Below are 15,683 nucleotides of genomic sequence, written 5' to 3' on the forward strand. Positions count from 1 at the left end.
CGCCCGCCCGTACCAACCTCGGATAGTCGCACGGATGACCCGAGATACAGACTCCCGTGACGCCAGCGCATCGCCGTCCGAACGACACGCCTCGGACGGGGAGGACTGGCACTCGTCGGTCCGAACCGACGGTTCAGGCGCTACCGACAGCGCCGCGGGGGCCGACGAGGTCGCACTCGACCCCTGGGGCTCCTCGTCGGTCGCGGACTACCGCAAACTGTTCGAGGAGTTCGGCATCGCCGAGTTCGAGGAGCTACTGGACTCGGTGCCGAACCCCCACTACCTGATGCGCCGCGGCGTCATCTTCGGCCATCGGGACTACGAACCCGTCGCGGAAGCGATGCGAGAGGACGATGCGTTCGCCGTCCTCTCCGGGTTCATGCCGACGGGTGATCCCCACATCGGTCACAAACTCGTCTTCGACGAGATCATCTGGCATCAACAGCAGGGCGGCGATGCCTACGGGCTGATCGCCGACCTCGAAGCCCACAGCGCACGCGGCCTCTCCTGGGACGAGATCGACGAGCACTCGCGGGACTACATCCTCTCGCTGCTCGCGCTCGGCTTCGACCCCGAGGCAGGAACGCTCTACCGGCAGTCCGACAACCGTGAGGTGCAGGATCTGGCCTTCGAACTGGGTATCGAGGCGAACTACTCCGAACTCGGTTCGATCTACGGCTTCGACGGCGAAACCGACGTCTCGCACATGCAAAGCGTCGTCACGCAGATGGCCGACATCCTCTACCCGCAGGTCGCCGACCAGCCCAAGCCGACGGTGATCCCGGTCGGCCCCGATCAGGACCCACACATGCGTCTGGCCCGGGATCTGGCCGCTCGAACCCGCTTTTTCGGCGTCACGGAGGCGTACGCCAGTTTCGAGGCGAACGAGACCGAGCGTCGTCTGATCGCAGCGGCATACGAGGCCCTAGACGGCGCGGCGGCCCGCACGGACGGAGAGCGCGACACCGTCCGCTGTGAGGACGTCGCCGACTGGCTGCGCGAGCACGAACCCGCGCCCGAAGAGGCCCGCCAGTCCGTCGTCGAAAAGCTCGACGCCGCGGGCAAGGAGCCGGTTCGACCCCGCGTCCGGCTACTCGACCGGAACGCCACCGAGGACGCCTTCGAGGCACTGATCGAGCGGATCGAGGGCGAGAAGCGCGTCTACGAGAACCACATCGACACCTTCGAGCTCTCCCGCGAGGCTGCCGACGAACTCGCTCGGCAGGCCGAACTCGATCACGGCGGCTACGGCTTCCGCCCGCCGTCCTCGATCTACCACCGGTTCATGACGGGGTTGACCGGCGGAAAGATGTCCTCGTCGATTCCCGCGTCGCACATCTCGCTGCTCGACGACCCCGAGGACGGCTACGACAAGGTCAAATCGGCAACTACGGGCGGCCGCGAAACGGCAGAGAAACAGCGCGAACTCGGCGGGAAAGCCGACGAATGTCCCGTCTACGAACTGTACGCCTACCTGCTCGCGGACGAGGACGACGAGTTCGCAAAGGACGTCTACGACGAGTGTGTCGGCGGCGAACGGCTCTGTGGTGGCTGCAAGGAGCAGGCCGCCGAACTCATGTCGGAGTTCCTCGAAGAGCACCAGGAGAAACGCGACGAGTGGGAAGCGAAACTCGACGACCTCGATATCGACCTCGATAGCGACCGGAAACGACAGTAGACCCTCGCGAATCCTTTTTGCCTGACCGCCGTGAAATTTTTTACCTGGCTCGAAGAAGCCGTAGCTATGTCCACTCGCGTCGACACGCTCAAACAGTCCGAGTACACCGGCGAAAACCGGTGTACGCCCTGTACAGTCGTCAACGTCTGTATCGCGGCCGTGCTTTCGGTCGCGGTCGGTTGGCTCGTCCCGCTTCTGGGTGTCGCCGTCTTCGGCCTCTCCCTCCTCGCGATATATTTCCGGGGCTATCTCGTCCCCGGGACGCCCGCGCTGACGAAGCGGTATCTTCCGGATCGCGTGCTGGCGCTGTTCGACAAAGCGCCCGAATCCGACTCGACTGGAGGCTTCGTCCCGGCATCCGAGGACGGGGCGACTACCGGAGCCACCGCGTCGGACGACGACGGGGACAGTACTACCGATGCCCCAGCTAGCGAGACGGGCGCGACCGATCCGGACTTCGTCCCCGAGCAACTGCTCGCAGATCTCGGCGTGGTCGAACCCTGCGAAGCGGTCGATGATCTCTGTCTGACCGAGGAGTTCGAGCGCTCGTGGCTCGACGCGACTGCACAGCATCGCGACGAGATCACCGACCCGGCGTTCCTCGCGCCGCTGTTCGACGCCGACGCCGAGGGTATCGAGAGCAACGAGGGCGAGGACTCCGTGGCGATCCAGGCAGCGGGTATCGGCCGCCAGCGCTGGATCTCGACGGGGGCGCTGCTCGCGGACGCCGCTGCGAACGAACTGCTCCTCGCAGAGCACGGGCGGTGGACGGCCCTCGACCCGCACCAGCGCCTCCCGATTCTGAAAGCGCTCCGGTCGTTCCTGCCCGTCTGTCCGCTCTGCGATGGCGAGATCCGGATGGGTAACGAGACGGTCGAGTCCTGTTGTCGGTCCTGGGAGGTGGTCGCGGTCGCCTGTACCGACTGTGAGACGCGCTATCTGGAAGTCGACGCACGGAGGATAGAGGGCGCAGCGGAATAATCGTCAGTTCGTCCTGTTCCGACGGCGACGCGGCGTCAGGCGTCCTCTTCGAGCCACCCGGCCGGTCCGCTATCGTCGTCTCTGTGCTCGCCGACGGTTCGACGGTTGCTCTCTCCAACCCGGTCAGCGATGGTTTCAACCAGTTCGGAGAGTGGCTCGGCCACCTCGCTGTCCTCGTCGGTCACTGCCGGTCGCCCCGTTCCTTCCGCGCCGAGTTCCGGGTGGACCGGAAGCCGACCCAAGAGTTCGACGCCGTAGTCCTCGACGATGCCGTCCGCGCCGTCCTGGCCGAACACCTCGTGGACGTCCCCGCAGTTCGGGCACTGGAACCCGCTCATGTTCTCGACGATGCCGAGCACCTCGGCGTCGTGTTGCTCGAACAGTTCCAGTCCCTTGCGGGCGTCGTCGACGGCCATCTGTTGGGGCGTCGTGACGATCACCGCGCCAGCCACCGGGACGCTCTGGAGCAGGTTCAGCGAGGCGTCACCGGTCCCCGGCGGGAGGTCGACGACGAGATAATCGAGCAGTCCCCACTCGACGTCCTCGATGAACTGCACCAGTATGTTGTTGACCATCGGTCCCCGGAGGACTGCGGGGTCGTCCTCGTTCTCGGTGAGAAAGCGCATGCTCATGACGCTGATCCCGTCCGAAGTCGGCGGGACGAGACGCTGATCGTCGGTCAGCGCCGGTTCGTCCTCGACGTTGAGGATGCGCGGGACGTTCGGCCCGTGGATATCCGCGTCGAGGATGCCGACGTTCGCGCCGAGGTCGCTCAACCCGGCGGCGAGGTTCGTCGCGACAGTCGTCTTGCCCACGCCGCCCTTGCCGCTCGCGACGGCGATGACGTTCTTGACGTTGGGGTACACCTCGGTGTCGAAGCCCAGTTCCTCGTCTACGCCGGCGTGTAGCTCCGGCTCCAAGCCGAGGTCCGAGACGGCCGTTCGGATTCGATCACCGAGTTCCATCTCGCCCGGTGCGTAGGGTGTGTTCAGCGCGAGCGAGACGTGACCCGTCCCGTCTTCGACAGCGACGTCGTTTACCAGCCCGAGCGAGACGACATCGTCGTCCAACTGTGGGTCGGTCACTGTGCTGAGTTGATCGAGGAGTTCGCGTTCGGATGTCATGGATGGTTCGTCGTAGTTGTTCCCGCTGGAAGCCGGGCCGCATTTGCTCTGCTCATAGCCGATTGCTGTTTCGGGCTCGGTACCGTTCGTATTCGCCCTGTTCGATCGTAGCTTGGTGGTGTAACTGTATATGCTCCCAGTCGGTTTTCATTTCACGAGAACGATCTATCCCGTGTTGGTTTCTATCATGACCGTGACTCGCAAGGTTTTTTTCTGACTCCTCACTATGGGTTCGTATGGCACCCGAACCCGCTACTCGTGCCAGTGGTGCGGCGATCCGACCACCAGCCAGTCAGGGTCTCGGGTTTTTCTTTTCGGTCTGATCGATCGGTGGACTCACGCAGACGGCTTCTCGCCCGACGCGTCGACGAAACCGACCGCTAAACCGGAACCGGTAACTGACGACCACGCAGTGTGACATACATGAATCCATGAAACTCCCAGCATCACAGGTCGCGGTCCTCGAAGCCGCGAGCGCGGACGAGGCACAGACGATCGACCAGATAGCGACGCTGACAGAGGAAAAGCCCGAGACCGTCACCGGCGCGGCGTTCAATCTCGAATCCGATGGGCTCGTCTCGATCGAGGAGACGGTCGAGGAGAGCGTCGAACTCACCGACGAAGGGCGGCAGTATCTCGAGGAGGGGCTTCCCGAGGTCCGCCTCTACGAGGCGGCCACAGAGCTCGGTGCGGACGAGGATGCCGTCTCCATGGGCCAGGGTATCGGTGCGTCCGGCCTCGACGGAGCGGCCGTCGATATCGCGCTCTCGAACTACGCCCGGAAAGGCTACGGCACCATCGACAGCGGCGAGATCACGGCCGATCCCGACGCCGATCCCGATACCGATGCGGAGGCGGCGGCGCTCGAGGCGCTGGCGTCCGGCGATCCGGCCCCGGCCGACGAGGAGACGCTCGACCAGCTAGCTCACCGTGGGCTCGTCGATCGCTCGGAGCGGACGGTCCGGTCGGTGCGACTCACCGACGACGGCATCACCGCGCTGATGGAGGGCGTCGAGGTGGCCGAAACCGTCGACCAGCTCACCCCCGAGATGCTCACCAGCGGCGAGTGGAGCGAGGTCGAGTTCACGGAATACAACGTCGAAGCGGACGCCCCCGAGTACGGCGGCGGGAAAGAGCACATCCTTCGCCAGACGGCCAATCGCGTCAAGGACGTCCTCGTCGGCATGGGCTTTCAGGAGATGGAGGGCCCCCACGTCGACGCGGATTTCTGGATCAACGACTGTCTGTTCATGCCCCAGGACCACCCGGCGAGAACCCACTGGGACCGCTTTGCAATGGACAACCCCCAGGAGATCGACGACCTTCCGGCCGACCTCGTCGAGCGCGTCGAGCGCGCCCACCGCGAAGGCGTCGGCGAGCACGGCGACGGCTACCACTCACCGTGGGACGAGGACTTCGCGCGTGCGCTCGCGCTGCGCGGGCACACCACGTCACTCTCGACTCGGTATCTCTCCGGCGAGCAGGTCGGCGAACTCGAACCGCCCCAGCGGTACTTCAGCGTCGAGAAGGTCTACCGTAACGACACGCTCGATCCGACGCATCTGCTGGAGTTCTTCCAGATCGAGGGCTGGGTGATGGCCGAGGACCTCTCGGTGCGTGACCTCATGGGCACCTTCGAGGAGTTCTACGCCCAGTTCGGGATCACCGATATCGAGTTCAAACCGCACTACAACCCCTACACCGAACCGAGTTTCGAGCTCTTCGGGACCCACCCCGAGACGGGCGAACTGATCGAGATCGGCAACAGCGGCATCTTCCGCGAGGAGATGCTCGAACCGCTGGGCGTCGACTGCGACGTGATGGCGTGGGGGCTCGCCCTCGAACGCCTGCTCATGCTGATCTACGGCTTCGAGGACATCCGTGATGTCCACGGGACGCTGTGTGATCTCGAACTGCTACGCGATACCGAGGTGATGTACTGATGCCAACAGTCGACGTCGACCCGGACGAACTGCGCGAACTGACCGACCACGAGGAGAAATCCGACGAGGAACTCAAAGACGACCTGTTCTCGCTCGGCCTCGAGTACGAGGGCTCGACCGAGAACGGCGACTTCGAACTGGAGTTCGCGCCGGACCGACTGGATCGGCTCTCCGTCGAGGGGATCGCCCGGTCGCTCCGCTACCAGTACGGCGACGACCGTGGCGTTCACGTCCCTAACACGAACGACGCTGACTGGGTCATCGAGGTCGAAGACGCCCCGGAGGACCGCCCCTACGTCACCGGTGCGGTGATCCGCGGCGTCTCGCTGGACGAGGCTGCGCTGGATTCGCTTATCCAGTTGCAGGAAAAGCTCCACGCTACGATGGGCCGCAAGCGTGCGAAGGGTGCCATCGGCATCCACGATCTTACGATGCTGAAAGGCACGTCGCTCGACCCGACCGCCGGGGACGAGCGTACGACCAACAGCATCCGCTACACGAGCGTCGAACCGGATGGCGACCGGTTCGTCCCGCTCGACTCCGACCGGGAACTCACTCCCGGAGAAGTGCTCGAAGAACACTCGACGGGGGAGACGTACGCCGACCTCGTTAGCGAGTACGACCGCTATCCGGCGATCTACGACGACATCGGCCTGTTCTCGTTCCCGCCAGTGATCAACGGTCGCCGTACCGAGGTGACGACCGACTCGCGCAATCTGTTCGTCGAACTGACGGGCACCGACCAGTGGACGATTGACCGAATGTGTGCGATCATCTGCTACGCGCTCGACGCCCGCGCCGCGACCATCGAGGACGTCATGGTGGAGTACTCCGACCGCGAACTCTCCACCCATCAGACCGCGGCTGACGAGCACGAGGCGCAACGAAGTCTCGTGCGCCCCGACTTCGAGCTATCGGAGAAGGCTGTCTCACACGAGCGGATCGAGACGCTGCTCGGCGTCGACTTCGACCCCGACGAAGTGATCGACCTCTTCGAGCGATCCGGCCTCGATGCCGTGACGGCTGAGGACGACGAGGGCAACCTGATCTACGAGGCGACGATTCCGCCGTATCGCGTCGATATCCTCCATCCCCTGGATCTCGTCGACGACCTCGGCCGGGCGTATGGATTCAACGACCTCGAACCGCGGTACCCCGACGTGAGCACTGTCGGTGGGCGACACGAACGCTCCCGACTGGAAGATGCCGTCCGAACCCAACTCGTCGGACTCGGCTTCGAGGACATGCTGAACTTCTACATGATCAACGAGGCCGAGAACTTCGATCGGATGAGCCTCTCGCCGGATGCCGATGCCGTCGGCGCGGGGACGCCGACCACGATCAAGAACCCCTACAGCGAGGACTACACCATGCTTCGGACGTGGGTGCTCCCCTCGCTGATGATGGTGCTCGAAGGGAACACACACCGGCGGTATCCACAGGACCTCGTCGAGATCGGTCTCGCCGCGCAGGTGGACCAATCGGAGAACACGAACGTTGCCGAACACCGTGCGGTCGCTGGCGTACTCGCCCGACACGATGCCACCTACGAGGACGCCAAGGGCCGTCTCCAGGCGCTAGCACGGAACTTCGGCGTCGAACTGGAGACGCCGGCGACGACGCACCCGAGCTTTATCGACGGCCGGACTGCCGAGGTCGTCATCGACGGTGAACCGGTCGGTATCGTCGGCGAAGTCCATCCCGGGGTGCTGGTCGAACACGAACTCGAACTGCCGGTTTCGGCGTTCGAGTTCCGACTGGACGCGCTACAGTAGCGAACAGGCACCGCTTTCGCCCGTGGCGTGTCGCGGTGCACAGTTCGAACCACGCCACGGCATCGGCCAGTACACGCGTCGCTCTGGGCTCGGTCTGGTAGAAAAACCTGTAGCCGATGCGCTATAGATCCACGCCGACGGCGTCCTCGACCGAATCGAAGCCGTCCCGATCGAGCAGGTCCAGCAGCCCCTCGTTGATTTTGCGTGCGATCCCGGGGCCCTCGTAGACTAGCCCGGTGTACAGTTGGACGACGCTCGCTCCGGCCCGGATCTTCTCGTAGGCTCCTTCCGCACTGGAGATGCCGCCCACGCCGATCACCGGTACGTCGGTCCGTTCGGCGACGAACTGTACCGTCCGTGTTCCTCGCTGCTCGATCGGCTTCCCGGAGAGACCGCCTTCTTCGGCGGCGTTCGGATTCGTTAGCGTCTCCGCTCGCTCTGTCGTCGTGTTGATGGCGATGATGCCGTCGAGATCGAGGTCGTCGACGACGGCGAGCGCGTCTTCGATCGAACTCTCGGGCAGATCCGGCGAGAGTTTGACGAGTAGCGGATACGCACCCTGTTCTTTGAGTCGCCCGAGGATCCGTTCCAGATGCTCCCGGTTCTGTAGCTCTCTGAGGCCGGGCGTGTTCGGGCTGGAGACGTTGACCACGAAGTAGTCGCCGTGTTCGGCCACGCGCTCGTACGTGTACGCGTAGTCGTCTGCGGCCTCCTCGAGCGGCGTGGACTTCGACTTGCCGATGTTCACACCGATTGGCACGTCGGGGAGTTCGAGTCGGCGCATCTGCTCGCCGATCTCGTCTGCGCCGTCGTTATTAAAGCCCATCCGGTTGATGAGCGCTTCGTCCTCCGGGAGACGGAACATCCGCGGACGCGGGTTCCCGGGCTGTTTCTCGGCGGTGACACCTCCGATCTCCACGTGACCAAACCCGAGCGCGCTCAGCATCGACGGGACTTCCGCGTTCTTGTCGAAGCCAGCAGCCACACCGACCGGTGTCGGGAACTCGAGATCCCACAGGTCGACTGTGAGACGGTCGCTTTCGACTGCATATCTGTTTGCAACCGCTCGTTCGACTGGCGTGTTCTGTGCGATCTTGAGGCCAGTGTGGACGAGATTGTGAGCGGTTTCCGGTGGGAGTTTGAAAAATATCGGCTTTGCGAGACTGTAAACGTCCATCGTGTGTCACCCTGGGCCGTTTGGCTATAAAGTTCCCGAAGACACGATATCGACGGTACGGGGGGTTAGAAGTCGTGCTCTACTTCGTCCTGGTCCGCTTTCTGAATGATGATCTTGCCCTCCCGAACACGTACAAAGACGTCGTCGCCGATCTCCATCCCAGCCACCGCCAGCTCGTCTTCGTGTAGGTTGATGTGGACGTTGTGGTATTCTCCGTCTTCGCCCTTCGCACCACTGGGACTGAGCTTCTTTTTCCGTACCATCGAGGTATTCTATGACGAAGTTCGCCACACGACATACTTAAGTGTTTTCTACGGACGCAACTATTTCGGGGACGGTAGCCGTGCGCGTGACATCCTTTCGGGGCTACATATCGACTGTACCACCCTTTCGTCGTACGTTTTCACACTCTCATGCGAGAACAAATGGGTTAGAATTATATACTAAGCACTGAATCGGCGTCCCCTCGGGGATATATTTATATTGAGTCATGTGCTCGGTTCTCATGGAGGCAACAAACCATGGTACGTGAAGACGGTAAGCGAAACTTTGCACTGCGCGAACAGGAAGGCGAGGAACCGAGCGTGTTTTCGGGTAACACTCCCCGACAGGCTGCCCTGAAAGCCGCCCGGCGTCTCGAACCAGCACCGTCGGAAGACGAGGCCGAGATGACGGAACTCCGACTTCGGGAGAAAGGTACCGACAAGGTCCATATCTATGAAGGCTGGGCCTGGCACGAGAAGGCGCCGGACGACAAGCCGGACTGGATGCCCGAAGAGATCACCGAGGCGAACGTCTCGAAACAGGGCATCGAGCACCTCGACGAATAAATCGTCCGCCAGGAATGGCTTTTTTGTCGTGCTCGGCCAGTTCGGTAGCCGAGCACCTTCGACGCTCTCTGTAACCACCTTTCACTTCTGTTACCGTATCGCATCTGTGCGGCCACCTTACGACCTGAACACAGCTCGTACCGTGACCTGCTGTACCGAGTCATCCCGTTGCCATGGTACGCTCTTCCGATGGCGGATTCGTTCGACGGCCTTAAGTTTACCACCGGCTTCCGACAGTATGCAAGCGACGTGACGCAGTCGACTCCCACCGAGTCGCTCGGTGTCCCTCTGGTCACGACCTGACTCGGAGGCAGGTACGCTCCACCGCTCACACGCTCGTGGCAAAACGATGCCCTTAAGTGTGAAAGTGGACTACTGTCGTATTGCGCACGGCGGTTCCGTCGACATCCTCGACGGAGTCGGAATCCGACGCCCTTAAGTGTATAAGGGTACTCGGATTGAATGCGAACGACACGATGCGACCGACGGCCCGTTCAACTCGGGCCTCAGTCGCCTGGACCGAAAGACGCGCTTCGAAGGCCTTAAGGGCTTTCTCGAGGTAATATTTGGTCCGAAAGAGATGAGGATTCCACCCCTGCGGTCCGCCGTACACGATGGAATCTGATGTTAGCTTTGGTAGTTCGGCGACATCCGGGCGCTCGTGCCTGGTCGTCGCCGGATTACGGACTCATGCAATGTTACAAACGCGATCATGTTCCCTGACGGGGAACATAAGGTGACGCCATCCCTCTGGGATGGCATCCCGCCTAACCGCCCCCACCAGGGGGCACATTCCGGTTGATCCTGCCGGAGGCCATTGCTATGGGGATCCGATTTAGCCATGCTAGTCGCACGAGTTCAGACTCGTGGCGGAAAGCTCAGTAACACGTGGCCAAACTACCCTCTGGACAGGAATACTCTCGGGAAACTGAGGCTAATGCCTGATACCGTTCCGCTGCTGGAACTGCACGGAACTGGAAACGCTCCGGCGCCAGAGGCTGTGGCTGCGGCCGATTAGGTTGACGGTGGGGTAACGGCCCACCGTGCCAGTAATCGGTACGGGTTGTGAGAGCAAGAGCCCGGAGACGGTATCTGAGACAAGATACCGGGCCCTACGGGGCGCAGCAGGCGCGAAACCTTTACACTGCACGCCAGTGCGATAAGGGGATCCCCAGTGCGAGGGCATATAGTCCTCGCTTTTCACCACCGTAGGGAGGTGGTGGAACAAGAGCTGGGCAAGACCGGTGCCAGCCGCCGCGGTAATACCGGCAGCTCAAGTGATGGCCGCTGTTATTGGGCCTAAAGCGTCCGTAGCCTGCCAGGTAAGTTCGTCGGGAAATCTACGTGCCCAACACGTAGGCGGCCGGCGAAACCTGCCTGGCTTGGGACTGGATGGCTCGAGGGGTACGACCGGGGTAGGAGTGAAATCCTATAATCCTGGTCGGACCACCGGTGGCGAAAGCGCCTCGAGAAGACAGATCCGACGGTGAGGGACGAAAGCCAAGGTCACGAACCGGATTAGATACCCGGGTAGTCTTGGCCGTAAACGATGTCCGTTAGGTGTGGCACAGGCTACGAGCCTGTGCTGTGCCGCAGTGAAGACGATAAACGGACCGCCTGGGAAGTACGTCCGCAAGGATGAAACTTAAAGGAATTGGCGGGGGAGCACTACAACCGGAGGAGCCTGCGGTTTAATTGGACTCAACGCCGGACATCTCACCAGCATCGACAACAGGAGTGACGATCAGTGTGATGAGCTTATCAGACCTGTTGAGAGGAGGTGCATGGCCGCCGTCAGCTCGTACCGTGAGGCGTCCTGTTAAGTCAGGCAACGAGCGAGACCCGCATCCTTAATTGCCAGCACTGGCTCGCGCCAGGTGGGTACATTAGGGAGACTGCCGTGGCTAACACGGAGGAAGGAACGGGCAACGGTAGGTCAGTATGCCCCGAATGTGCTGGGCGACACGCGGGCTACAATGGCCGAGACAGTGGGATGCAACCCCGAGAGGGGGCGCTAATCTCCGAAACTCGGTCGTAGTTCGGATTGAGGGCTGAAACTCGCCCTCATGAAGCTGGATTCGGTAGTAATCGCCACTCAGAAGGTGGCGGTGAATACGTCCCTGCTCCTTGCACACACCGCCCGTCAAAGCACCCGAGTGGGGTCCGGATGAGGCCGAGTTCCTCGGTCGAATCTGGGCTCCGCAAGGGGGCTTAAGTCGTAACAAGGTAGCCGTAGGGGAATCTGCGGCTGGATCACCTCCACTGACCGGGATCGGGGCGACGCCCCGACCCACCTATATACTCATGCACTGTCCGCACGCCGGCCGACGCCACCACGACGCGTCCGGGCGCTAACGAACTATCAAAGCTAACACTATACACGCCTCTCCGGGCTCTGCCCGGAGTGGGCCCATAGCTCAGCGGTAGAGTGCCTCCTTTGCAAGGAGGATGCCCAGGGTTCAGAATCCCTGTGGGTCCATGACTCGTGCTCGAATCGCGAACCGTTGCCCTTAAGTGGGAAACGGCGCTCGGTTGGAGTACGAAGCGAAACTGATGCACCATCCCGTGTAAGCGCGGATGGGAAGGGTTGAACACTCGGCTAGACCACCCCGGGTGTGACGAGACCATGTGTACGTGCGATCCAGACGTCCACTGGACCAGTTCGGCAGACTTGCGAGTCTGCTCAACCGCAGTGGTCCAACACAGACGACACACGATTTAGACGATTAGACGACAGACGTGGCTACGACGCTGGCTGGTGAATAGCTCGGCTCGAGAGCCGACGACGGACGTGCCAAGCTGCGAAAAGCCCGAGGGAGCCGCACGGAGGCGAAGAACTCGGGATCTCCAAATAGGAATCCTCACCGCAATTGCTTTGCGCAATGGGGAACGCCGAGAACTGAAACATCTCAGTATCGGCAGGAATAGAAAGCAATCCGCGATATCGTTAGTAACCGCGAGTGAACGCGACACAGTCCAAACCGAAGCCTTCACGGGCAATGTGGTGTTCGGGCTGACTTGCAGCACTTGAACCTCGATCAGAAGTCTCCTGGAACGGAGCGTGAAACAGGGTGACAACCCCGTACGATCGAGCAGTAGAGTGTGCGTCAGTTCCAGAGTAGCGGGGGTTGGATATCCCTCGTGAATATCTCAGGCATCGACTGAGAAGACTAAACACTCCTCGAGACCGATAGCGAACAAGTAGCGTGAGCGAACGCTGAAAAGCACCCCACAACGGGAGGTGCAATAGGGCTTGAACTCAGTCAGCCACTGAGCGACGGGGCATACAAGGTCCATTGGAAAACGACCTGGGGGCGACCCCACAGTAGGACCCAATGGAAGCCGATGTCGCGTCGTGCGTTTTGAAAAACGAGCCAGAGAGTGTGTCTGAATGACGAGTCTAACCGGTGCATCCGGGAAGGCATAGGGAAACCGACATGGCCGCAGGGCTTTGCCCCAGGGCCGCCGTATTCAAGTGCGGGGAGTCATTCGGACACGACCCGAATCCGGACGATCTATGCGTGAGCAAGGTGAAGCATGGCGAAAGCCATGTGGAGGCCTGTTAGAGTTGGTGTCCTACAATACCCTCTCGTGACTCACGTATAGGGGTGAAAGGCCCATCGAGTCCGGCAACAGCTGGTTCCAACCGAAACATGTCGAAGCATGACCTACGCCGAGGTCGTTCGTGAGGTAGAGCTACCGATTGATGACCCCGCCTCCGAGAGGAGTCGGCTCATCTGTCAAACTCCGAACTTACGAACGCTGTTGACGCGTGGATTCCGGTGCGCGGGGTAAGCCTGCGTACCGTAAGGGAGACAACCCAGCGCCGGGTTAAGGTCCCAAAATGTGGATTAAGTGCAACCGAAGGTGGTCCCGAGCCCCAGACAGCCGGGAGGTGAGCTTAGAAGCAGCTACCCTCTAAGAAAAGCGTAATAGCTTACCGGCCGAGGTTCGGGGCGCCCAAAATGATCGGGGCTCAAATCCACTACCGAGACCTGGCCGCACTCTTCACAGAGTGATCGAGTAGGTTGGCGCTCCAGTTGGGTGGAAGCACGGGTGAGAACTCGTGTGGACCGACTGGTGACGACAATTCTGGCCATAGTAGCAGCGATAGTCGGGTTAGACCCCCGACGGCCAAATGGATAAGGGTTCCTCGGCAATGCTGATCAGCCGAGGGTTAGCCGGTCCTAAGATCTCTCGCAATTCGAGGAGATCGAAACAGGGTAGCAGATTAATATTTCTGCGCCACCGTACATTCAAAGGAGACGTTTCGGGGTCGCCCAGGCTGGGCTCGCGCCCAGTGTAACCGTCCAACTCCGTGGAAGCCGTAATGGCACGAAGCGGACGAACGGCGAGATACCGCAAGCTGGGTCAACCTGGAACCCGTGAAAATCTGAGTACGGTGTCCGTACCGAGAACCGACACAGGTATCCATGGCGGCGAAAGCCAAGGCCTGTCGGGAGCAACCGACGTTAGGGAATTCGGCAAGTTAGTCCCGTACGTTCGCAAGAAGGGATGCCTGCTCTTTATGGAGCAGGTCGCAGTATCTCGGACGCTCCGACTGTCTAGTAACAACACAGGTGACTGCAAATCCGCAAGGACTCGTACAGTCACTGAATCCTGCCCAGTGCGGGTATCTGAACACCCAGTACAATGGGACGAAGGACCCGTTAACGGCGGGGGTAACTATGACCCTCTTAAGGTAGCGTAGTACCTTGCCGCTTCAGTAGCGGCTTGCACGAATGGATGAACGAGAGCGTCACTGTCCCAACGTTGGGCCCGGTGAACTGTACATTCCAGTGCGGAGTCTGGAGCCCCCCAAGGGGAAGCGAAGACCCTATGGAGCTTTACTGCAGGCTGTCGCTGAGACACGGTCGCTAGTGTGCAGAATAGGTAGGAGCCGCTACACAGGTACCCGCGCTGGCGGCCACCGAGGCAATCTTGAAATACTACCCACTAGTGACTGTGACTCTCACTCCTGGCGGAGGACACCGGTAGCCGGGCAGTTTGACTGGGGCGGTACGCGCTTGAGAGAAGATCGAGCGCGCCCCATGATTATCTCAGCCGGGTCAGAAATCCGGCGCAGAGTGCAAGAGCACAAGATAGTCTGACAGTGTCCTGCCTAACGAAGGACGCTGACGCGAAAGCGGGGTCTAGCGAACCAATCATGGCCCTCAATGGGCCAGATTGATGACAGAAAAGCTACCCTAGGGATAACAGAGTCGTCACCCGCAAGAGCACATATCGACCGGGTGGCTTGCTACCTCGATGTCGGTTCCCTCCATCCTGCCCGTGCAGAAGCGGGCAAGGGTGAGGTTGTTCGCCTATTAAAGGAGGTCGTGAGCTGGGTTTAGACCGTCGTGAGACAGGTCGGCTGCTATCTATTGGGGGTGTTTGAGTACTTGACAGGAACAAGCGTATAGTACGAGAGGAACTGCGCTTGGGTGCCACTGGTGTACCGGTTGTCCGCAAGGGCACGTGCCGGGCAGCTACGCACCACGGGGTAAGAGCTGAACGCATCTAAGCTCGAAACCCACCTGGATACGAAGTACTCTTGAGGCAACTCGTAGAAGACGAGTTCGATAGACTTGGGGTGTCCGCGTCGAGGCAACGAGACGTTGAGCCCGCGAGCACTAACATGCCAAGCCATTCACTCATATCCGAGTGTATCATCTGCACTGGTCCACAACGTAGAGCGACTCGCTCTGCTGACCTGGTCCAGGCGTAAACTGGATCGCACGTACACGAATATGGTGGTCAACTGACCAACGGACAGGTGTCCATTATTGTGGTTCGAGTCCACGAGTTGGCGTTAAGGCGGCCAGAGCGGCAGGGCAACTCCCGTACCCATCCCGAACACGGAAGATAAGCCTGCCAGCGTTCCGGCAAGTACTGGAGTGGGAGACCCTCTGGAAACACCGGATCGCCGCCTGCTATTCATAGACCCTCCGCGCCCATTCGGGCGCGGGGGTTATTTCATTCAGAAGGGAGAGCGGCAGTGCCGGTCAGCGCGGACGCGTGGCCGATGCCGACCCGACTCCCACTGTCGAAACGCAGGGCTTAAGCGGGAGTCCCGTCTACGTTTTCTTGCGCCAAGGTGGCAGAGTTCGGCCTAACGCAGCGGCCTGCAGAGCCGCCCATCGCCGGTTCAAATCCGGCCCTTGGCTTTCTTTTG

Annotated in this window: 8 protein-coding genes, 2 tRNA genes and 3 rRNA genes; 10 read left to right on the plus strand and 3 right to left on the minus strand. The window is 61.1% G+C overall.

Going from position 1 to position 15,683, the window contains the following annotated elements:
• Positions 1-34 precede the first annotated feature (34 nt).
• Together ACFQL3_RS17535 and ACFQL3_RS17540 are read left to right on the plus strand one after the other, a co-directional pair.
• Positions 35-1,678: a tryptophan--tRNA ligase gene (locus ACFQL3_RS17535; protein WP_377056682.1), complete on the plus strand. Its 1,644-nt coding sequence runs from the start codon at positions 35-37 to the stop codon at positions 1,676-1,678.
• A gap of 66 nt (positions 1,679-1,744) precedes the next feature.
• Entirely contained in the window at positions 1,745-2,659 is a 915-nt protein-coding gene (locus ACFQL3_RS17540) for a hypothetical protein (RefSeq protein ID WP_377056684.1), read from the plus strand.
• Between the two features lie 35 nt (positions 2,660-2,694).
• Here the strand turns inward: ACFQL3_RS17540 and ACFQL3_RS17545 are convergent, their stop codons facing one another.
• Entirely contained in the window at positions 2,695-3,783 is a 1,089-nt protein-coding gene (locus tag ACFQL3_RS17545) for a P-loop NTPase (protein ID WP_377056686.1), read from the minus strand.
• Positions 3,784-4,214: 431 nt separating this feature from the next.
• Between ACFQL3_RS17545 and ACFQL3_RS17550 the strand changes: the two genes are divergently transcribed.
• Positions 4,215-5,726 carry a phenylalanine--tRNA ligase subunit alpha gene (locus ACFQL3_RS17550; protein WP_377056688.1) on the plus strand — a complete coding sequence of 504 codons (1,512 nt, stop codon included), beginning with the start codon at positions 4,215-4,217 and terminating at the stop codon, positions 5,724-5,726.
• Entirely contained in the window at positions 5,726-7,501 is a 1,776-nt protein-coding gene (gene pheT, locus ACFQL3_RS17555) for a phenylalanine--tRNA ligase subunit beta (RefSeq protein WP_377056690.1), read from the plus strand. The genes ACFQL3_RS17550 and pheT overlap by 1 nt, the downstream gene beginning before the upstream one ends.
• Before the next feature lie 121 nt (positions 7,502-7,622).
• Here the strand turns inward: pheT and ACFQL3_RS17560 are convergent, their stop codons facing one another.
• Positions 7,623-8,678 (minus strand): quinone-dependent dihydroorotate dehydrogenase, encoded by a 1,056-nt coding sequence (locus ACFQL3_RS17560; RefSeq protein WP_377056692.1) that lies wholly within the window; start codon positions 8,676-8,678, stop codon positions 7,623-7,625.
• A 65-nt stretch (positions 8,679-8,743) separates the two neighbouring features.
• Complete coding sequence (locus ACFQL3_RS17565; protein ID WP_377056694.1) at positions 8,744-8,941, minus strand: hypothetical protein; 198 nt, start codon at positions 8,939-8,941, stop codon at positions 8,744-8,746.
• Positions 8,942-9,199: 258 nt separating this feature from the next.
• Between ACFQL3_RS17565 and ACFQL3_RS17570 the strand changes: the two genes are divergently transcribed.
• The 6 genes from ACFQL3_RS17570 (at position 9,200) to ACFQL3_RS17595 (ending at position 15,675) form a co-directional block, all read left to right on the plus strand.
• Positions 9,200-9,508 carry a non-histone chromosomal MC1 family protein gene (locus ACFQL3_RS17570; protein WP_377056696.1) on the plus strand — a complete coding sequence of 103 codons (309 nt, stop codon included), beginning with the start codon at positions 9,200-9,202 and terminating at the stop codon, positions 9,506-9,508.
• A 791-nt stretch (positions 9,509-10,299) separates the two neighbouring features.
• A 16S ribosomal RNA gene (locus tag ACFQL3_RS17575) occupies positions 10,300-11,770 on the plus strand.
• A gap of 144 nt (positions 11,771-11,914) precedes the next feature.
• Positions 11,915-11,987: transfer RNA gene (locus ACFQL3_RS17580), tRNA-Ala, on the plus strand.
• Between the two features lie 255 nt (positions 11,988-12,242).
• Positions 12,243-15,163: ribosomal RNA gene (locus ACFQL3_RS17585) — 23S ribosomal RNA — on the plus strand.
• Between the two features lie 158 nt (positions 15,164-15,321).
• Positions 15,322-15,443 (plus strand): 5S ribosomal RNA (gene rrf, locus ACFQL3_RS17590).
• Together the 16S, 23S and 5S rRNA genes with 2 tRNA genes alongside form the textbook arrangement of a ribosomal RNA operon.
• Positions 15,444-15,599: 156 nt before the next feature.
• Positions 15,600-15,675: transfer RNA gene (locus ACFQL3_RS17595), tRNA-Cys, on the plus strand.
• The last annotated feature ends 8 nt before the right edge of the window (positions 15,676-15,683 follow it).

Origin of the sequence: Natronoarchaeum sp. GCM10025321 (genome assembly GCF_042663585.1) — an archaeon.
Classification (GTDB): Archaea; Halobacteriota; Halobacteria; order Halobacteriales; family Natronoarchaeaceae; genus Natranaeroarchaeum.

Bases quoted from the DNA above. Each gene is read 5' to 3' on its own strand.
- ACFQL3_RS17565 (WP_377056694.1), bottom strand. From the start codon at position 8,941: ATGGTACGGAAAAAGAAGCTCAGTCCCAGTGGTGCGAAGGGCGAAGAC.
- ACFQL3_RS17560 (WP_377056692.1), bottom strand. From the start codon at position 8,678: ATGGACGTTTACAGTCTCGCAAAGCCGATATTTTTCAAACTCCCACCG.
- ACFQL3_RS17570 (WP_377056696.1), top strand. From the start codon at position 9,200: ATGGTACGTGAAGACGGTAAGCGAAACTTTGCACTGCGCGAACAGGAA.
- ACFQL3_RS17540 (WP_377056684.1), top strand. From the start codon at position 1,745: ATGTCCACTCGCGTCGACACGCTCAAACAGTCCGAGTACACCGGCGAA.
- ACFQL3_RS17550 (WP_377056688.1), top strand. From the start codon at position 4,215: ATGAAACTCCCAGCATCACAGGTCGCGGTCCTCGAAGCCGCGAGCGCG.
- ACFQL3_RS17535 (WP_377056682.1), top strand. From the start codon at position 35: ATGACCCGAGATACAGACTCCCGTGACGCCAGCGCATCGCCGTCCGAA.
- ACFQL3_RS17545 (WP_377056686.1), bottom strand. From the start codon at position 3,783: ATGACATCCGAACGCGAACTCCTCGATCAACTCAGCACAGTGACCGAC.
- pheT (WP_377056690.1), top strand. From the start codon at position 5,726: ATGCCAACAGTCGACGTCGACCCGGACGAACTGCGCGAACTGACCGAC.